Annotated in this window: 10 protein-coding genes; 4 read left to right on the forward strand and 6 right to left on the reverse strand. The window is 72.8% G+C overall.

Going from position 1 to position 14,775, the window contains the following annotated elements; all coding sequences use genetic code 11:
- Nucleotides 1-64: 64 nt before the first annotated feature.
- Genes ABZ948_RS31205 through ssd form a run of 4 tightly spaced genes read right to left on the reverse strand, consistent with a single transcriptional unit; the run spans nucleotide 65 to nucleotide 4,095 of the window.
- Nucleotides 65-853, reverse strand: a complete 789-nt coding sequence (locus ABZ948_RS31205; RefSeq protein WP_359765153.1) for a type II secretion system F family protein — start codon at nucleotides 851-853, stop codon at nucleotides 65-67.
- Between the two features lie 34 nt (nucleotides 854-887).
- Nucleotides 888-1,781 carry a type II secretion system F family protein gene (locus ABZ948_RS31210; protein ID WP_359765155.1) on the reverse strand — a complete coding sequence of 298 codons (894 nt, stop codon included), beginning with the start codon at nucleotides 1,779-1,781 and terminating at the stop codon, nucleotides 888-890.
- A complete protein-coding gene (locus ABZ948_RS31215; protein WP_359765157.1) occupies nucleotides 1,778-2,986 on the reverse strand; it encodes a TadA family conjugal transfer-associated ATPase in 1,209 nt (402 codons plus the stop codon). The genes ABZ948_RS31210 and ABZ948_RS31215 overlap by 4 nt, the downstream gene beginning before the upstream one ends.
- Complete coding sequence (ssd, locus tag ABZ948_RS31220) at nucleotides 2,983-4,095, reverse strand: septum site-determining protein Ssd (protein ID WP_359765159.1); 1,113 nt, start codon at nucleotides 4,093-4,095, stop codon at nucleotides 2,983-2,985. The genes ABZ948_RS31215 and ssd overlap by 4 nt, the downstream gene beginning before the upstream one ends.
- A gap of 575 nt (nucleotides 4,096-4,670) precedes the next feature.
- On the opposite strand from ssd, the gene ABZ948_RS31225 reads away from it, so the two are divergent.
- Nucleotides 4,671-5,504 carry an HAD family hydrolase gene (locus ABZ948_RS31225; protein ID WP_359765161.1) on the forward strand — a complete coding sequence of 278 codons (834 nt, stop codon included), beginning with the start codon at nucleotides 4,671-4,673 and terminating at the stop codon, nucleotides 5,502-5,504.
- Between the two features lie 332 nt (nucleotides 5,505-5,836).
- On the opposite strand, the gene ABZ948_RS31230 is transcribed toward ABZ948_RS31225, so the two are convergent.
- The gene (locus ABZ948_RS31230; RefSeq protein WP_359765163.1) at nucleotides 5,837-6,661 is read right to left on the reverse strand and encodes a Fic family protein; all 825 of its coding nucleotides are present in this window, start codon (nucleotides 6,659-6,661) and stop codon (nucleotides 5,837-5,839) included.
- Nucleotides 6,662-6,771: 110 nt separating this feature from the next.
- Nucleotides 6,772-8,037, reverse strand: a complete 1,266-nt coding sequence (locus tag ABZ948_RS31235) for a polysaccharide deacetylase family protein (protein WP_359765165.1) — start codon at nucleotides 8,035-8,037, stop codon at nucleotides 6,772-6,774.
- Nucleotides 8,038-8,329: 292 nt separating this feature from the next.
- Between ABZ948_RS31235 and ABZ948_RS31240 the strand changes: the two genes are divergently transcribed.
- The 3 genes from ABZ948_RS31240 (at nucleotide 8,330) to nhaA (ending at nucleotide 14,743) form a co-directional block, all read left to right on the forward strand.
- A complete protein-coding gene (locus ABZ948_RS31240; protein ID WP_359765167.1) occupies nucleotides 8,330-10,696 on the forward strand; it encodes a bifunctional SulP family inorganic anion transporter/carbonic anhydrase in 2,367 nt (788 codons plus the stop codon).
- Between the two features lie 464 nt (nucleotides 10,697-11,160).
- Nucleotides 11,161-13,116, forward strand: a complete 1,956-nt coding sequence (gene acs, locus ABZ948_RS31245) for an acetate--CoA ligase (RefSeq protein ID WP_359765169.1) — start codon at nucleotides 11,161-11,163, stop codon at nucleotides 13,114-13,116.
- Nucleotides 13,117-13,309: 193 nt separating this feature from the next.
- On the forward strand, nucleotides 13,310-14,743 hold the full coding sequence (gene nhaA, locus ABZ948_RS31250) for a Na+/H+ antiporter NhaA (protein WP_359765170.1): 1,434 nt from the start codon (nucleotides 13,310-13,312) through the stop codon (nucleotides 14,741-14,743).
- Nucleotides 14,744-14,775: the final 32 nt, after the last annotated feature.

A 14,775-nucleotide genomic window follows, 5' to 3' on the forward strand; every position in this document is an offset into this window, starting at 1 on the left:
ATCCTGGTGGGAAAGTCCGAACTTCTGTCGTTTGTCGCTCACTTGCCGCCGTTCCGTCTCCGCGTCAGTCACCACCCCCTCCGAGCACCCCGCCTGCGAGCCCGATGACCACGGGCAGCACTCCGACCGCGATGAACGCGGGGAGGAAGCACAGGCCCACCGGCGCGCTGACCATGACGCCCGCTCGGCGGGCCCTGGCCGTCGCGGCGCGGCTCCAGTCGGCACGGGCCTGCGCGGCGAGCCGCGCGACCGGTGCGGCGGCCGGCAGCCCGGACACGTCGGCCCGTTCCAGCAGCCGGGCCAGCCCTCCGGCGCCCGGGACGGCGGCCAGCCTCCGCCAGGCCGCCCCCGGTTCACCGCCCAGCCGGACCTCCGCCGCGCCACGGGCCAGCGCGTCTCCCACAGGGCCGCCCAGGGCCTCCCCGACCGCCTGTGCCGCGACCACCGGTCCGGCACCCGCCGCGATGCAGGCGGCCAGCAGGTCGGCGGCGAGGGGCAGTTGCCGGGCCGCTTCGGCGAGATCGGGCGCCCGTGCCTCCGCCCCGGCCGCCTCCTGCCGCAGCCGCCACCGCCACATGCCCACCGCGCCGGCCAGCCCGACGGCGACACCGGTGAGGCCGCCGACCAGTGCCCACCCGGCGCACGCCACTCCCACCGGAGCCAGCCAGGTCCGCGCGGCCCCGCGCAGGGCGAGGCGCGGGACGGGAGCGGGTGGTTTCCGGACCTGCAGTTCGGCCAGCCGCCGCAGTATCCGCCGTCGTCGCCGCCCGTCCACCAGCCACCGCACCGACGACGCGAGGGCCGACAGGGCCCCCACCGCCACCCCCAGCCTGTGGACAATCTCTCCGCTCATGCCTCCGCCCCCAGCCTGTGGACAACTTCTCCGCTCATGCCGCCGCCTCCGCGCCCCGCACGATCCGCAGCACCCACCACACCCCGAGGCCCTCCAGCACACCGCCGACGACCAGACAGCCCAGACCCGCCGGGGTGTGCAGCAGGACATGGAGGGGATCGGCGCCGAGGGCGCCGCCGATCAGGAGCCCCAGGGCAGGCAGCCCGGCGAGCATCACCGCCGTGGCCCGGGCGCCCGCCAACTGGGCGCGCAGATCGCCACGCTGGTCCCGTTCGGCGCGCAGGGCGGCGGCGAGCCGGTCGAGTCCGGCAGCGAGCCCCGCGCCCTGGTCCACGGCCACCCGCCAGCACGCCGCGAGTCCCCGCAGCCCCTCGGCGCCCGGCTGCCGTGCCGCCGTCGCGAGCGCGTCCGGCACGTCACCGCCGAACCGGGCCGCCGCCAGTACCGTCGCCTGCGCGTCCGCGAGTCCGCCGCAGTCCCGCGCCGCCCGCAGCAGCGCCTCGCCCGGCTGGCGTCCGGCCCGCACCTCCCCGGCCAGCGCCCCGCACAGCGCGATCACCGCGTCGGCCCGGCGCTCCCGCTCCCGCCGTGCCCGGCCGGCCAGCCGGACCCGCCGCAGCAGGGGCACCCCGGCCGCCCCCAGGACGACCGGCAGCACGGACGCCCCGAGCACCGCCAGGACGAGACCGGCGACCGGCGCCCACCACTCGGGCCGCAGCCGACCGCGGACGCGCCGCAGCCCGCCGGTCATCCGCCGCCATCCGGGCGGCCCGTTCTGCACGGCCCCGCCGCACGCGAGCAGCAACCGCGCCCGCCGCGCCGCCGAGTGCCGCTCACCCGTCAGCCAGACCGCCGCCCCCATGCACGCGACGGCCGCCCCCATCGCCATCTCGGCCGCACCCATAGACATCTCAGCCGCCCCCGTCATGACCCGCCCTCCTTCGTCCCGGCCTCACACGGCCCGTCTCCGTCTCCCCGGAGCAGCCCCCGCAGCCGCTCCCAGCCCCGCTCCCGCACGAACGCCTCGGCTCCCCACCGCAGCGCGGGCACCGTCCGCACCAGCCCCGACGGATCCCGCTCCAGCACGTGCACCTCCGCGATCCGCCGCCGCCCGGACCGGTCGCGCACCAGGTGCAGCACCACGGAGAGGGCAGCGGCCACCTGGCTGTGCAGCGCGGCCCGGTCGAGCCCGGCGGCCGTGCCGAGCGCCTCAAGCCGGGCCGGCACATCGGCGGCGGCGTTGGCGTGGACGGTCCCGCAGCCGCCCTCGTGGCCCGTGTTCAACGCGGCCAGCAGATGCACCACTTCGGGCCCGCGCACCTCGCCGACCACCAGCCGGTCGGGCCGCATCCGCAGCGCCTGGCGCACCAGGTCCTCGAGGGTGACGAGGCCCGCGCCCTCCTGGTTGGCGGGTCTCGTCTCCAGCCTCACCACGTGGGGATGGTCCGGCCGGAGCTCCGCCGAGTCCTCGGCGAGGACGATCCGCTCGTCCGGCCCGACGAGCCCCAGCAGGGCACTCAGCAACGTCGTCTTGCCGCTGCCCGTGCCGCCGCTGACGAGGAACGACAGCCGTGCCTCGAGCAGTGCGCGCAGCACGCGGTCCCCGCCCGGCGGCACCGTGCCCGCGGCGACCAACTCGCCGAGCGTGAAGGCACGCGGCCGCACGACGCGCAGCGAGAGGCAGGCGCAGCCCACGGCCACCGGTGGCAGCACCGCGTGCAGCCGGGTCCCGTCGGGCAGCCGGGCGTCGACCCACGGGCGGGCGTCATCCAGCCGGCGTCCGGCCACCGCGGCGAGGCGCTGGGCGAGCCGTCGTACGGCCGCCGCGTCCGCGAAACGCACCGCCGTCAGCTCCAGTCCGCCGCCCCGGTCCACCCAGACCCGGTCCGGGGCGGACACCAGCACGTCGGTCACCGACGGGTCGGCGAGCAGCGGCTCCAGTGGCCCGCTGCCGACCAGCTCCGACCGCAACCGCGCGGCGGCCCCCAGGACTTCGGCGTCCCCGAGCACCCGCCCCTGCTCACGCAGGGCCTGCGCCACGCGCGCGGGGGTCGGCTCGGCCCCGCTCTCGGCCAGCCACCGCCGCACCCCGTCGAGCAGCTCCGCGCCCTCCAGTCCGGCCAGCGTGCTCATGCCGTACCCGCCTCGACCAGGGCCCGCTCCCAGAACTCCTTGCAGAACCGGGCGAGCGGCCCCCGCCCGGCCGCACCCGGTGGTGCCGTGTCCTCGTCGGGGCGCAGCAGCCCCGGCTCCACCGGCACCTCACCGACCAGCGGCAGTCCGAGCAGCCGGGCCACCTCGCGGTCGTCGAGCCCCGGCGGATACGGCCCGCGGACCGCCACCCGCAGGTCCCGCAGGACCATGCCGACCGCGGACGCCACCCGCCCGGCGGCCGCCACGGCCCGCAGCTCGGCGGGCACCACCAGCAGGCCCAGGTCGAGCTGGCCGAGCACCTCGGCGACCCCGTCGTCGATCCGGCGCGGCAGGTCCACGACGACCGTGCCGCCCCGGCGCCGGGCCGCCGCCAGCACCGCGCGCACCGCCTGGGGCGGGACCGCGATCCGGTCACCACGGTCCCAGCTGAGCACCCGCAGCGAGTGCAGCTCGGGCAGTGACTCCTCCAGGGCGCCCCCACCGACCCGGCCGCGTGAGGAGGCGAACGCGGGCCAGCGCAGCCCCTCGGCCGTCTCACCGCCGAGGAGTACGTCGAGTCCGCCACCCAGCGGATCGGCGTCCACCAGGAGGGTGCGCAAGCCCTCCCGCGCGGAGGTGACGGCGAGGGCGCACGCGAGCGTGGACGCTCCGGCCCCGCCCCGGCCGCCGATCACGCCCACGGTGAGAGCGGGCCGGCCGACGCCCTCGGCCACGTCGGCGATCCGGTCGACGAGCCACTGTTCGCCGTCGGGCAGCATCAGCACGTGCTCGGCACCGATCTCGACGGCACGCCGCCACACCCCCGAGTCGTCCTGGTCCCGGCCGACGAGGATGACTCCCCTTCTGCGCGCGGCCCCGCGCACGCGCCGCGCGGCGTCGTCGCCCACCAGGACGAGCGGCGCCGCCTCCCAGCTGCCTCTGCGCTCCGGCACCCCGTGGTGCACCTCGGGTGTGGCGCCCGCCGCCGCGCACAGGCGCAGCAGGTCGTCGAGGAGTTCGCTGTCCTCGGTGACGATCAGCGGTCCGCCCTGCCGCCCTCCGGCGGCCGGCGGTGGATCGTGTGTGACGGCTCCGGCCACGGTCTCCATCCCCCTTCGCTGCACGACTCGCGCGGCCCCTGCGGCCGCGCGATTCAGATCCCGGGAAGAACCGGCGAGACGGCCTCCCTGTGAACGGCCGGCGGAAACCGGCCGAACGCGCCCCGGCAATCGGAACCGGCCATGAACTCGCCGCGAGCGGGGTGCGCTGGAATCACGGTGCAGCGATCCCGGAAATCGTGTGGATCTTGGTGGATAACTGTGGACGCCTCGGGGGTTGTGAATATCGCCGTCACCCATACCGGTGACCCCCGCAGACCCTCTGTGCGACTCCCACAGAGCAGTCCGACGACTACACGGCGTGACGGATCATGGGCATGAAGAAGAGGCGGCCGAAGCCGCCTCGGAAGCGGCGCTCAGGCCGCGCGAAGAAGGAGAAAACCCACCCGGACATGCGACGACCCCCGCCGGGGGGGAGAGCGGGGGTCGTCCCCACGGCCGACTCGGGGGGGGAGGAGTCGGGCCGGGTTAGCACGGTCGCGAACGATCCGTGACTTCCATGGTGTACCCGAGAGCCCTCTCAGGCAAACCCACGCGCCCCACCTTACGCCGAATGGGCTGCCCCTATGCTCAAGGGCGTGGAAAACCACTCCTTGCCCCGCACAGCGGCCTTCTTTGACCTGGACAAGACCGTCATTGCGAAGTCGAGCACGCTCACGTTCAGCAAGTCGTTCTACCAAGGCGGCCTGATCAACCGCAGGGCCGTGCTGCGCACCGCATATGCCCAGTTCGTCTTCCTGGCCGGCGGCGCCGACCACGACCAGATGGAGCGGATGCGCGCGTACTTGTCCGCGCTGTGCCGCGGCTGGAACGTGCAGCAGGTCAGGGAGATCGTCGCCGAGACCCTGCACGACCTGATCGACCCGATCATCTACGACGAGGCCGCCTCCCTCATCGAGGAGCACCACACCGCCGGCCGCGACGTCGTGATCGTGTCCACGTCGGGCGCGGAGGTGGTCGAGCCGATCGGCGAGCTGCTCGGCGCGGACCGCGTGGTGGCGACCCGCATGGTCGTGGGCGAGGACGGCTGCTTCACCGGCGAGGTGGAGTACTACGCCTACGGCCCGACCAAGGCCGAGGCCATCAGGGAGCTGGCCGAGTCCGAGGGGTACGACCTCAGCCGCTGCTACGCCTACAGCGACTCGGCGACCGACGTGCCGATGCTGGAGTCCGTCGGCCGTCCCCACGCCGTGAACCCGGACCGGGCCCTGCGCCGCGAGGCCCTCGCGCGCGGGTGGCCGATCCTGGACTTCCACCGCCCGGTCCGGCTCAAGCAGCGCATCCCCGCGTTCTCCGTACCGCCGCGTCCGGCGCTCGTCGCGGTCGCCGCGATAGGGGCCGCCGCAGCTACCGCGGGCCTCGTCTGGTACGCGAACCGGCGCCGGGCCACGGTCGCCTGACCTGGGGTTACCCAAGGTCCTATTTGAACCTAAAAGTAAAGAAGTGTGGTCCGGGCTTCCGCTTGCTTCGGGTCAGGAGTACAAAGGACTCAACGGCCCGCGAGACCAAGGACATCCGAGAGGATCACCTTAAAACGCATTTGGCCCCACGGACCGAGCATGGACACCGGGCACCCACGCGACGTCGACCCGTCGATTACGGGCCAGCCGCACCAGGTGACGGGCAAAGTTCCCGACCTGATGGGCACATATCGAGGACGCTTGGTAACCCGGTGCTCATGCCAGCGGCGGTACGAGTTCTCGTACCGCCGCATTTCTTGTCCCCAGGGCTCTCACGCCGCTCCGCGCTGCAGCGCCTCGCACACCGCCGTCGACTCGCGCGCTCCCAGTTCGACCGCCCTGCCACAGTGGGCGATCCAGGCGGCCACGCCCTCCGGGGTGCCGGAGACGTACCCCGCCAGGGCCTGCAGATAGGCCTCGCGGCCCAGCTCGGCGTGGCCGACCTCGGCCGGGCAGACCGACTTCGGGTCCAGGCCGCTGCCGATCAGCACGATGCGCTCGGCGGTGCGCGCCACCAGCCCGTTGTGGGACGTGAAGGGGCGCAGGGCGAGCAGTTCGCCGTGCACGACGGCGGCCGTCACCAGCGCCGGGGCGGAACCGCCCGCGATGATCAGCCCGGCCAGCCCCTCCAGCCGGCCGTGCGCCTCGGCCGCGCTCGGCAGCGGCAGCCCGACGAGCGGCTCGTCCACCGGCTCGCCCTCCTGCCGGGGCCGCCCCACCTGGTCGGCCTTGTCCGCGGCCGCCACCAGGTGCAGCCGGGCCAGCACCCGCAGGGGCGACTGCCGCCAGATCGACAGCAACTGGCCCGCCTCGGCGGTGAGCCGGAGCGCGGCGCCGACGGTGCGCGCCTCGTCGTCGCCGCTGAAGTCCGTACGACGGCGCACCTCCTCCAGGGCCCAGTCCGCGCCGGACAGGGCCGCCGAGCCGCGGGCGCCGCGCAGGGCCGCCTCGGAGGTGATCGCGTTGCTGCGCCGCCGCATGATCCGGTGTCCGTAGACCCGGTCCACGGACTTGCGCACGGACTCCACGGAATCGGCCACTCCGGGCAGTGCCCCCAGGGCCGCGAGCGGATCGGCGGTCGCGCCTGCTGTACTCATGAGTACGACCCTACGCACCCCAAGGGCCCGCCCTGCGGCGGAGTGGCCTTCTTCACGCGCGCGTGCCCTTCTTCACGCGCGCGTGCCCGTCACGGCGAACCGCCGGGCGACTACCCCTGGGCCGCCGGAGCCCCGGGCACTCCCCTCGGGGCGGGGGCGGGACGGCCGGACAGGAAGGCCTCCCAGCCCTCCTTCGGCGCCTCGCCGACCTTCAGGGTGCGCAGCTTCTCCAGCACCTTGGGGTCCTGGGCGTCCAGCCAGTCCACGAGCTGCCGGAAGGAGACACAGCGCACCTCCTCCTTGGTGCACACCGTCTCGATGACCTCCTCGACGGCCCGCATGTACGTGCCGCCGTTCCAGGACTCGAAGTGGTTGCCGATGATCAGGGGCGCGCGGTTGCCGTCGTAGGCCCGCTGGAAGCCCTTGAGCAGGCCGTCGCGCATCTGGTCGCCCCAGAAGCCGTGCATGGCGGGGTCGCCCTGGGTGGCGGTGCCCGACTGGTTGACCATGAAGTTGTAGTCCATGGTCAGCTGCTCGTAGGAGTGCCCGGGGAACGGCACGAGCTGCATGGACACGTCCCACAGGCCCTGTTTCCTGCGGGGCCAGACCTGGTCGTTGACGCCGCTGGTGTCGTAGCGGAAGCCCAGCTCCCGGGCCGCCTTGAGGAAGTTCCGCTGGCCTTCGAGGCAGGGTGTGCGGGCGCCGATGAGCTCCTTGTCGTAGTCGAAGGGCAGCGGGGACGCGTTCTTCAGGCCCGTGTTGGTCTTCCAGGTCTTCACGAACTGCTTGGCCTGGGCGATCTCGTCCTTCCAGTCCGCCACCGACCACTCGCCGACCCCGCCGCCGCTGCCGCAGAAGTGGCCGTTGAAGTGTGTGCCGATCTCGTTGCCCTCCAGCCACGCCAGGCGCAGTTGCTTGACGGTGGCGGCGATGCCACGGCGGTCGTTGAAGCCGATGTCGGAGCGGCCCGGGGAGTGCTGCGGGGGCCGGTAGAGGTCGCGCTTCTCGTCCGGCAGCAGGTACACGCCGCTGAGGAAGTACGTCATGGTCGCGTTGTTCTCCCGGGCGACCTTGCGGAAGTGGGAGAACAGCTTCTGGCTGTCCTCACCGGCGCCGTCCCAGGAGAAGACGACGAACTGCGGGGGCCGCTGGCCGGGGCGCAGCCGCTCGGGCCGGGGCAGGTGGGGCTGGGCCCCGGTGTAGGCGGTGGAGCCGTCCCCGATCAGCCGGACCGCGCTCTTGGGTGCCTGAGCGGGCTTGGCCCTGGACGGTTCGGGGGTGCCTTGCCGGGAGGTGCCGGTCGCGCAACCGGCGAGCGATGCGGCGCAGACCGCGGCGATCACGGAGCCCGCGGCGATCCTGTGGGTGGCGGCCATGTTCCGCCCACCTTCTTCCTTCTCTCGGGTGCCGACAGCGCCGCCAAATTCGCACGAGACCGAGAAGGAATTAGTACGACAAGCCGATCAAATAGCCACTTCACTCGTCGGGGTGATTTATTAGCCCATTTGCCCGTAAAGTCTATGCTCGTCCTTTACTCTGCATTACGATCCGTTTACTGAGCGTTGATTTATCCCGCCGATTTACGCCGTGACCCACGGCCGCGACAGAACCCGCCCCGAGCGGGACCCCAGTCACGCGACCGCGCAGCCCCGGAGGAGACGGGAAACCATGTCAGCCTGCGTTCCCACCCGCGCCGCCGATCCGAACCGGACCGAGCGGACCCATCCACCCCACAGCCCGCCGACCGGCCCCCGCCGCTTCCGTATCGCGGGTGCCGACGTGTCGGCCTCGATCGCGGTCTTCCTGATCGCACTGCCCCTGTCCCTGGGCATCGCCCTGGCCACCGGCGCGCCCCTCCAGGCCGGCCTCGTCGCCGCCGCCGTGGGCGGGCTCGTCGCCGGACGGCTCGGCGGCTCCCCGCTCCAGGTGAGCGGGCCGGCCGCCGGGCTCACCGTCGTCACCGCCGACCTCATCCAGCGCTACGGCTGGCGGACGACCTGCGCCATCACCGTCCTCGCCGGTCTGGCCCAACTCGGCCTGGGCTGCCTGCGCGTGGCCCGTGGCGCCCTCGCCGTCAGTCCCGCCATCGTGCACGGCATGCTCGCCGGGATCGGCGTCACCATCGCCGTCGCCCAGCTGCACATCGTGCTCGGCGGCACACCGCAGAGCTCGGTCCCCGACAATCTGAGAGCCCTGCCGGCCCAGTTGGCGCAGCTGCGGCCCGCGTCCGTGTCGGTGAGCGCGCTGACCCTGGCGCTGCTGCTGCTCTGGCCGAGACTGCCCGGCCGGGCCGGACGCCTGCTGCGCAAGGTCCCTGCCGCGCTCATCGCCGTCGCCGGAGCCACCGCTGCCGCCGCCCTCGCCGGTCTGCGCCTGCCCAAGGTCGACCTGCCGTCCTGGAGCAACCACGCGCTGGCCGGACTGCCCGAGGGCCCCGTCCTCGGCCTCCTCGCCGCCGTGCTCACCACCACGCTGGTGTGCAGCGTGCAGTCGCTGCTGGGCGCGGTCGCCGTGGACAAGCTGGTGGCCGGCCGCCCGGGCCTGCCCGCCCGGGTCGGACGCTCCGACCTCGACCGCGAACTGCTCGGTCAGGGCGCCGCCAACATCGTCTCCGGTTCGCTCGGCGGCCTGCCCATCGCCGGTGTCGCGGTGCGGAGCACGGCGAATGTGAACGCGGGAGCGGTGAGCCGGAACTCCACGATGCTGCACGGCGTTCTCGTAGTGATCGCCACGCTGCTGATGGTCCCGATCCTGGAGCTCATCCCGCTCGCCTCGCTCGCCGCCCTGGTGATGTCCGTCGGCATCCAGATGGTGTCCCTGAACCACATCCGCACGGTGACGCGCCACCGAGAGGTGTGGGTCTACGCCGTCACCACCCTGGGCGTGGTGACCCTGGGCGTCCTCCAGGGTGTCGCCCTGGGCATCGCCATGGCCGTCGCCGTCGCCCTGCACCGCCTCACCCGCACCCGCATCACGCACGAAGAGAGGGAAGGAGTCCATCACGTACACGTCAGAGGACAGTTGACGTTCCTCGCCGTGCCGCGGCTCAGCCGGGCCCTGCACCTCGTGCCCCACGGCGCCGACACCGTCGTCGAGCTGGACGGGTCGTTCATGGACCACGCGGCGTACGAGACGCTGCAGGACTGGCAGAAGACGCACACCGCGCAGGGCGGCACCGTCGAGATCACCGGCCGGCACCCCGGCACCCGCATCTCCGAACCAGCGGCCGTCGCCGACTGCCGTTGCCGGCCCTGGACGGCCTGGCGCAACCACCAGTGCGAACGCCCGCAGTCCGCGTTCCTCTCCGAGCAGGACGCGGACGGGTCGGTTCGCTCCGAGCCCGATCCGGCAGGCACCGGCGGAGCCGACGGGCACGAACTGGCGCGTGGCATCAGCGCCTTCCAGCGCAACACCGCACCCCTGGTGCGCAGCGAGCTGGCCCGGCTGGCGCGCGAGGGGCAGCGGCCCTCGCAGCTCTTCCTGACCTGCGCCGACTCACGACTGGTCACCTCGATGATCACCTCCAGTGGTCCGGGCGACCTGTTCGTGGTGCGCAACGTGGGCAACCTCGTCCCGCTCCCGGGCGAGGAGAGCGGCGACGACTCGGTGGCAGCCGCGATCGAGTACGCCGTGGAGGTGCTGCGCGTGCGGTCCATCACGGTGTGCGGGCACTCGGGCTGCGGCGCCATGCAGGCGCTGCTCAACTCCGAGCCGGGCGGCGCCCGGACACCGCTGAAGCGGTGGCTGCGGCACGGGCTGCCGAGCCTGGAGCGCATGACCGACGACAGCCGGCCGTCGGGCAGCCTGGCCGGCCGGGTGCCCGCGGACGTGGTCGAGCAGCTCTGCCTGACCAACGTGGTCCAGCAGTTGGAGCACCTGCGCGCCCACGACGCGGTGGCCCGGGCCCTGGCGGACGGCGCCCTGGTGCTCCAGGGCATGTACTTCCACGTGGGCGAAGCCGAGTCGTACCTGCTCACCGAGGCGGACGGCGGCGGCGTCTTCGACCGCGTACGGGAGGCGGACCTGACGGCGTGAGCCGGGCGCCCGCCCGGGTGCGCGCGACCTACGGGACCGCGCACCCGGCGGCCCGCACCGTCCCTCACACCGCCGGCCCTCACACCGCCGGTCGGCACACCACCGGTCGGCACACCACCGGCCCGCACCGCCCCGCGGCTGGCGGCCTCCACCGCCCCATGCCCGGGCGGCCCGCACCGCCCCTCACACCGCCGGCCCTCACCGCCCCGCACACCGCAAGCCGTCACCGCCTCACCCAGCGGTCCGCGGACCGGCAGGCCTCTCCGCCCCTCCCGCGGGCACGTGACCGGCGTTACACGTATGAACTTTCCCTGGTCGGTGTCCGTGGGTACGGATGACCCCGGCCGTCGAAACCACCGCCCAACAGGTCTAAACCAATCGGCGGTCGGACCTTGTCATCGCACCCCCGGGTCTGATGAGCTGTGGCCTGGGACACAACGGACACCCTGGGAAAGGCAGATGCCGTGAGCAACGAAAGCCTGGCCAACCTGCTCAAGGAAGAGCGCAGGTTCGCACCCCCCGCCGACCTGGCCGCCAACGCCAACGTCACCGCGGAGGCGTATGAACAGGCCAAGGCTGACAGGCTCGGCTTCTGGGCCGAGCAGGCCCGCCGGCTGACCTGGGCCAAGGAGCCCACCGAGACGCTCGACTGGTCGAACCCGCCGTTCGCCAAGTGGTTCAAGGACGGCGAGCTCAACGTCGCCTACAACTGCGTCGACCGGCACGTGGAGGCCGGGCACGGCGACCGGGTCGCCATCCACTTCGAGGGCGAGCCCGGCGACAGCCGCGCGATCACCTACGCCGAGCTCAAGGACGAGGTCTCCAAGGCGGCCAACGCGCTGCTGGAGCTGGGCGTTCAGGCCGGGGACCGGGTCGCCGTCTACATGCCGATGATTCCCGAGACGGCGATCGCGATGCTGGCCTGCGCCCGCATCGGCGCCGCCCACTCCGTCGTCTTCGGCGGCTTCTCCTCCGACGCGCTCGCCACCCGCATCCAGGACGCCGACGCGCGCGTGGTCATCACCTCCGACGGCGGCTACCGGCGCGGCAAGCCCTCCGCGCTCAAGCCGGCCGTGGACGAGGCCGTCGAGAAGGCGGGCAACGTCGAGCACGTCCTGGTCGTGCGCCGCACCGGCCAGGAGGTCGCCTTCACCGAGGGCCGCGACCTGTGGTGGCACGACCTCGTGGGGCGGCAGAGCGCGGAGCACGCCCCGCAGGCGTTCGAGGCCGAGCACCCGCTGTTCATCCTCTACACCTCGGGCACCACGGGTAAGCCGAAGGGCATCCTGCACACCTCCGGCGGCTACCTCACCCAGGCCGCCTACACCCACCACGCCGTCTTCGACCTCAAGCCGGAGACCGACGTGTACTGGTGCACCGCCGACGTCGGCTGGGTCACCGGCCACTCGTACATCGTCTACGGCCCGCTCGCCAACGGCGCGACGCAGGTCATGTACGAGGGCACGCCCGACACCCCGCACCAGGGCCGCTTCTGGGAGATCGTCCAGAAGTACGGCGTGACGATCCTCTACACCGCGCCGACGGCGATCCGCACGTTCATGAAGTGGGGCGACGACATCCCCGCCAAGTTCGACCTGTCCAGCCTGCGCGTGCTGGGCTCGGTGGGCGAGCCGATCAACCCCGAGGCGTGGATCTGGTACCGCAAGAACATCGGCGGCGACCGCACCCCGATCGTCGACACCTGGTGGCAGACCGAGACCGGCGCGATGATGATCACCCCGCTGCCGGGCGTGACCGCCACCAAGCCCGGCTCCGCGCAGACGCCGCTGCCCGGCATCTCCGCGACGGTCGTCGACGACGAGGCGAACGAGGTGCCCAACGGCGGCGGTGGCTACCTGGTGCTGACCGAGCCGTGGCCGTCGATGCTGCGCACCATCTGGGGCGACGACCAGCGGTTCATCGACACGTACTGGTCGCGCTTCGAGGGCAAGTACTTCGCCGGTGACGGCGCCAAGAAGGACGACGACGGCGACATCTGGCTGCTCGGCCGGGTCGACGACGTCATGCTCGTCTCGGGGCACAACATCTCCACCACCGAGGTCGAGTCCGCGCTCGTCTCCCACCCGTCGGTCGCCGAGGCGGCCGTGGTCGGCGCGGCGGACGAGACGACCGGGCAGGCGATCGTCGCCTTCGTGATCCTGCGCGGCACGGCCGCCGAGACGGAGACGCTGGTCGACGAGCTGCGCGCCCACGTCGGCAGCACCCTCGGCCCGATCGCCAAGCCCAAGCGGATCCTGCCGGTGGCCGAGCTGCCGAAGACCCGCTCCGGCAAGATCATGCGCCGGCTGCTGCGGGATGTCGCCGAGAACCGCCAGCTCGGTGACGTCACCACGCTGACGGACTCCACGGTCATGGACCTCATCCAGGCCAAGCTGCCGGCCGCGCCCAGCGAGGACTGATCGCGGCAGAGCAGAGAATGAACGAGGGGCACCCGGCAACACGCCACCGGGTGCCCTTCGCGCAGCTGGGAGAAGATCGCCCTGTGCACCCCCGGGCACACTTAAGTAGGCTAAACAAAACGAAGCTCATAGGGGTGCCGGGAAGTCTGGTCGGCAGGTCGCTGTTCCCTGCCCAGATCCGGAGGTCTCCCCCGTGACCGCGCCCCGCTCCGCTCCTCGCAAGGTCCTCGACCGACTGTCACTGCCCGAGCGGACCTACGTGGCGGACGCGCTGCGCACCGAGACGGTCGGCGGCGTCCTGCTGCTCGCCGCCGCGGTCATCGCACTGCTGTGGACGAACATCCCCGCGCTGCACGACAGCTACGAGGACATCGCCCACTTCCACTTGGGCCCCGCCGCCCTCGGCCTCGATCTGTCGGTCGCGCACTGGGCCGCCGACGGACTTCTCGCGATCTTCTTCTTCGTCGCCGGCATCGAGCTCAAGCGCGAACTCGTCGCGGGTGATCTGCGCGACCCCAAAGCCGCCGCGCTGCCGGTCGTCGCCGCCCTGTGCGGCATGGCCGTACCCGCGCTCGTCTACACGGTCACCAGCGTCACCGGCGGCGGCTCGCTGGCCGGCTGGGCCGTGCCCACCGCCACCGACATCGCCTTCGCCCTCGCCGTGCTCGCCGTCATCGGCACGTCCCTGCCGAGCGCGCTGCGCGCCTTCCTGCTCACGCTCGCCGTCGTCGACGACCTCTTCGCGATCCTGATCATCGCCGTCTTCTTCACCGACGACCTGAACTTCGCCGCGCTCGGCGGCGCCGCGGCCGGCCTCGCCGTCTTCTGGCTGCTGCTGCGCAAAGGCGTACGCGGCTGGTACGTCTACGTGCCGCTCGCCCTGGTGGTGTGGGCCCTGATGTACAACAGCGGCGTCCACGCCACCATCGCGGGCGTGGCCATGGGCCTGATGCTGCGCTGCCACCGCCACGAGGGCGAGGCGCACTCCCCCGGCGAGCACATCGAGCACCTCGTACGGCCCCTGTCGGCGGGACTGGCCGTACCGCTGTTCGCGCTGTTCAGCGCGGGCGTCTCGGTGTCCGGCGGGGCGCTCGCCGACGTGTTCACCCAGCCCGAGACCCTCGGTGTCGTCCTCGGACTCGTCGTCGGCAAGGTGCTCGGCATCTTCGGCGGGACCTGGCTGGCCGCGCGCTTCACCCGGGCGTCGCTCAGCGACGACCTCGCCTGGGCGGACGTGTTCGCGGTGGCGAGCCTCGCCGGCATCGGCTTCACCGTCTCCCTGCTCATCGGCGAACTCGCCTTCGAGGGCGACCAGGTGATGACCGACGAGATCAAGGCCGCCGTACTGTGCGGCTCGCTCATCGCGGCGACCCTCGCGACCGTCCTGCTGAAGATCCGGAACGCCAAATACCGCCGCCTGTGGGAGACCGAGGAGCGCGACGAGGACGCCGACGGCATCCCGGACATCTACGAGGAGGACGACCCGGCGTACCACCTGCGCATGGCGGAGCGCTACGAGCGCAAGGCCGCCGAGCACCGCCGCATCGCCCAGGAGAAGGCAGCGGCGCGGCACGGGCTTGCCGAAGTGCCGGGCGGGGCAGGCGATGACCGCGACGGTCCGGCATGATCTGACGAGACGGTACAAAAGACGGGACCGTA

It is taken from the genome of Streptomyces olindensis (assembly GCF_040645895.1).
Taxonomy (GTDB): Bacteria; Actinomycetota; Actinomycetes; order Streptomycetales; family Streptomycetaceae; genus Streptomyces; species Streptomyces olindensis.